This is a genomic window from Segeticoccus rhizosphaerae (genome assembly GCF_005222685.1).
In the GTDB taxonomy this organism is placed as follows: Bacteria; Actinomycetota; Actinomycetes; order Actinomycetales; family Dermatophilaceae; genus Segeticoccus; species Segeticoccus rhizosphaerae.
In genome coordinates, this window is the sequence record NZ_SWMA01000080.1 from 1 (window position 1) to 2,356 (window position 2,356).

The window sequence follows — 2,356 nt, forward strand, 5'->3', positions numbered from 1 at the left end:
ACCGAGCTGATCGAGGACGCGTTGAAGGATGCGGCCGCGACTCGTGGCAGCCTAGCCGGTGCCACGTTCCACTCGGATTACACCGGGGTTTGTGTTAAGCCGAGGAATCGGGATCTGGCCTGCGCATGAGGGGTTTCCTGTCTGATTCTGCGGCTTAACGTTCTGCTGGCTGGTGGCTAGCGTCCACCGTGTCCTAGGGAAGGAGACGGTGATGGATGCGACGGTCGAACAGCTTGGCGTGGTGGTGATCGACGCGCTGCGGGCGGCGGACTACATGGAGTCCACGATCGGTCAGTACGAGAAGACGGTCAGGTACCTGAGGGAGTTCGCCGCTGACTGCGGCGAGGTGGTCTACACGCCCGCGTTGGGGGCGCGGTTCGCGGCGATGACGACCAGCCCGCGAACGGGCAGGTTCAGCGTCCAACGGCGGTTCAGCTACGGCCGGCTGGTCTCGCTGTTCGATGGCTACCTGGACACGGGCGTGGTGGATCTGTCGGTGCGCGGCCGGGGTGGTGGGGGCCCGCAACCGGGTTGCGACGACTTCGTGGCGCTGGACGCGGCGTGGGAAGCGGACATGAAGGAGCGGGGCCTGGCACCGGCCACCCGGTCGGCCTACGGTCGGGTCGCACGCGGCTACCTGACGTTCCTGGAGTCCCGCGGTAATCACGGCCTGCGGGAGGCCGAGCCGGCCAGCGTGTTGGCGTTCTTGGAGTCGCTGTCGACGCGGTGGGCGGCTTCGTCGTTGTATTGGGCGGTCTCGAACTTCCGCCCGTTCCTGAAGTTCACCGGCCGGGCCGACCTGGTCGAGGCGGTGGGTCTGGCCAGGGTGAGACGCTCCCGCCGGATCCTGCCGGTGCTCGATGATCAGGACCAGGCCATGGTGGTGCACGCGTGCACCTCGGGCGTGGTCTGCGCCCGGGACGCGGCAATCACGCTGCTGGCGCTGACCACCGGGCTGCGGGCCTGCGATCTGGTCGGGTTGCGGCTGGGCGACATCGACTGGCGAGCCGGCACGATCGGGATCGTCCAGCAGAAGACCGGCAACCCGCTGATGCTGCCGCTGCCGCCGTTGGTGAGCGCCAAGCTGGCCGAGTACGTGCTGGACCAGCGGCCCGACTCGGACGATGACCACGTGTTCTTGCGCGCCAAGGCGCCACACACTGGCCTGGCCGATCACGCCTCGATCTACCAGGTGACCGCCACCACGTTCCGGGCCGCCGGAGTCAGCGGCGTCAAGGTCGGCACCAGCGTGCTTCGGCACTCCGCCGCGTCCCGGCTGCTGCGCGCGGCGACCCCGTTGCCGACGATCTCGGCGGTGCTGGGGCACGCCGACCCGAACTCGACCAACGTGTATCTGTCCGTGGACCGGGAGCGTCTGCTGGAGTGCGTGCTGCCGGTCCCGGCGGGAGCACGGCCATGAACACGGGCAGGAACAGCGGGCACGGGTTCGTCAGCGCGTTCGCGCCGCAGCTGGAGGACTACCTGGCGTTCAAGCAGGCGATGGGCTGCTACGGCGCCTCGCGGATCTGGTACCTCCGTCAGTTCGATGCCTACTGCGCCGATCGTGACCGGACGGTGTTCGACCGGGACACCGTCGAGGGCTGGGTGCTCGAGCGGTTGGCCCGGTCCGGTCGGTACCGGTCCTGGATGTCCTACATCCGCGATGTCGGCCGCTGGCTGCAGGCCCACGGACACGCGGACGCCTACGTGCTGCCCGACCGGTGGAAGGCCGGGGTCGTCCCGGCACACCCGTACCTGCTGCGCCGGGAGGAGATCGAGGCGTTCTTCACCGCCGCGGCCCGGCTGGACACCCCCTCGCCGTGGCGGTGGCAGGCGGCCTGCTTCTTCACCCTGATGCACTCGTGCGGGCTGCGCACCGGTGAGGTCCGCGCGCTGCGCACCGGCCAGGTCGACCTGCGCGATGGGCACTTGGACATCCTCTGGGCCAAGGGCAACCGCAGCCGCCGGCTTCCCATCACCGACCAGGTCATCGAGGTGCTGGCCGCCTGCGACCGGGCCTCCCGTAGGCGGTTCTCCTCGCGGGACACGTTCTTCGTCTCGGCAACGGGGCACCCGGTCACCGGCGCGACGGTCGCGGTGATGTTCCGCCGGATCTGGGACCAAGCCGGGCTGCCCCGACCCGCGCACGGCACCCGGCCGACCCCGTACGCGTTCCGGCATCACTTCGCCTACGCCAACATCGAACGGTGGGCGGCCCACGGCCAGGACGTGGCCGCGCTGTTGCCCTACCTGTCCCGCTACATGGGCCACGCGGGCTTGGGGCCTGACCCTGAATCTTGGACACGCTGATTCCAGCCTTGGGCTGGGGAAGCGAGATGATCAGGACCATGGCCCG

General features: G+C 69.3%; 2 protein-coding genes. Both read left to right on the plus strand.

The features are described from left to right. Positions 1–211 precede the first annotated feature (211 nt). The gene (locus FCN22_RS21320) at positions 212–1,420 is read left to right on the plus strand and encodes a tyrosine-type recombinase/integrase (RefSeq protein WP_137123572.1); all 1,209 of its coding nucleotides are present in this window, start codon (positions 212–214) and stop codon (positions 1,418–1,420) included. Beyond that, positions 1,417–2,310 (plus strand): tyrosine-type recombinase/integrase, encoded by an 894-nt coding sequence (locus tag FCN22_RS21325; RefSeq protein WP_137123573.1) that lies wholly within the window; start codon positions 1,417–1,419, stop codon positions 2,308–2,310. Before FCN22_RS21320 ends, FCN22_RS21325 begins: the two co-directional genes overlap by 4 nt. Positions 2,311–2,356 lie beyond the last annotated feature (46 nt).

Bases quoted from the DNA above. Each gene is read 5' to 3' on its own strand.
- FCN22_RS21320 (WP_137123572.1), top strand. From the start codon at position 212: ATGGATGCGACGGTCGAACAGCTTGGCGTGGTGGTGATCGACGCGCTG.
- FCN22_RS21325 (WP_137123573.1), top strand. From the start codon at position 1,417: ATGAACACGGGCAGGAACAGCGGGCACGGGTTCGTCAGCGCGTTCGCG.